The sequence below is a fragment of the Streptomyces sp. NRRL F-5630 genome, assembly GCF_000719475.1.
Lineage (GTDB): Bacteria > Actinomycetota > Actinomycetes > Streptomycetales > Streptomycetaceae > Streptomyces.
Window position 1 is genome coordinate 1 of record NZ_JOGO01000195.1, and the last position, 650, is coordinate 650.

Below are 650 nucleotides of genomic sequence, written 5' to 3' on the forward strand. Positions count from 1 at the left end.
CAGCAGCACGTCGCTCAGCCAGTGCGTACCGAGGTAGACCGTGGTCAGGCCGACCCCGAGGGAGACCACCGCCGACAGGGTCGACAGGTGGCGGCGGGCGCGTGGCGTGGCGGCCAGGTAGGCGAGGATGCCCCAGGTCACGACGGCGTTGGCGGTGTGGCCGGACGGAAATATATCGCCGCCCTGCCACATCTCGTTGGCCCCGATCTCGGTGGCGTAGTGCGGGCCGAGGCGGCCCATGCCGATCTTGGCGGCGCCCACCGTGACGTTCAGCAGCAGCAGCGAGGCGCCGAGCGCCAGCAGCGGCCGCAGCGTGTGCTGCCGCCAGGAGCGCCAGCCCAGCCAGGCCGCGACCATCACCGCCGTCGGGCCGCGCTGTCCGAGGACCACGTAGTAGTCGAGGTACGGGTGGATCTCGGGCCACTGCTGGTAGGGGCGGAAGAACATGAGCTGCCAGTCCAGCCGGACCAGCCAGCTCGTGGTGATCACGGCCACGACGATGGTGGCGTAGAACGCCAGCGTCGCGCCGAACAGCGCGATCCTGTGCCGGCTCATGCGCGGCACATGGAGCTGCTCCGGCCGCTGCTGCTCACGGTCCAGCCGGGCGAACAGCCGGTCCAGACGGGTGAGGTTCGGTTCGGTACCCACTC

Annotated in this window: 1 protein-coding gene; it reads right to left on the bottom strand. The window is 70.5% G+C overall.

Annotation, left to right across the window (positions count from 1 at the left end; genetic code table 11):
- Positions 1 to 648, bottom strand: a 648-nt coding sequence (locus IF99_RS0130305; protein ID WP_037828310.1) for a phosphatase PAP2 family protein, incomplete at its 3' end; no start/stop codon positions are given.
- Between the last annotated feature and the right edge of the window lie 2 nt (positions 649 to 650).